Origin of the sequence: Streptomyces sp. M-16 (assembly GCF_052114405.1) — a bacterium.
Classification (GTDB): Bacteria; Actinomycetota; Actinomycetes; order Streptomycetales; family Streptomycetaceae; genus Streptomyces.
Window position 1 is genome coordinate 1 of record NZ_JBFRER010000322.1, and the last position, 590, is coordinate 590.

General features: G+C 67.2%; 1 protein-coding gene. It reads left to right on the plus strand.

The annotated features are described in order from the left end of the window. Window positions 1-185: 185 nt before the first annotated feature. Window positions 186-590, plus strand: a complete 405-nt coding sequence (locus AB4039_RS42365) for a transglycosylase SLT domain-containing protein (protein WP_266838803.1) — start codon at window positions 186-188, stop codon at window positions 588-590.

Sequence of the window (590 nt, forward strand, 5' to 3'; positions counted from 1 at the left end):
CTGCGAGGGTCGGTAGTAGGTGGGGTCTTTGCCAGGGGGTCGGGGCGTCGGTAGAACTGGATGAGTCGCCGGGCGGCACGGGTGTTTCACCCGCCGCCCTGGATCCCCTCTGCTCCTGCGTGAGTGGTTCACGCACGTCTTCGGCGTGCCCGCGACGGTCYTTGTCCCCTTCGGAAGGTTCCTCCGTGTCCAACGCCGTCATCCGCCGCATCGCCGCTTCGAAGAAGACCCTCGCGGGTACCGTCCTGGCCCTGGGTGTCGCCGGYTCGATGCTGGCCACGGTTCCCGCGCAGGCCGCCCCGACGAGYGCCAAGGCGATCGCGCAGCAGATGATCAAGGACCCGGCGCAGTTCGCGGCCTTCGACAAGATCGTCTCTCATGAGAGCGGCTGGGACTTCACCGCGACGAACGCCTCCTCGGGCGCCTACGGYCTGGTCCAGGCCCTGCCGGCCTCGAAGATGGCCTCGGCGGGCTCGGACTGGAAGTCCAACCCGGCCACCCAGATCAAGTGGGGCCTGGACTACATGAACTCCCGCTACGGCAGCCCCGTCGGCGCCTGGAACTTCTGGCAGAACAACCACTGGTACTAA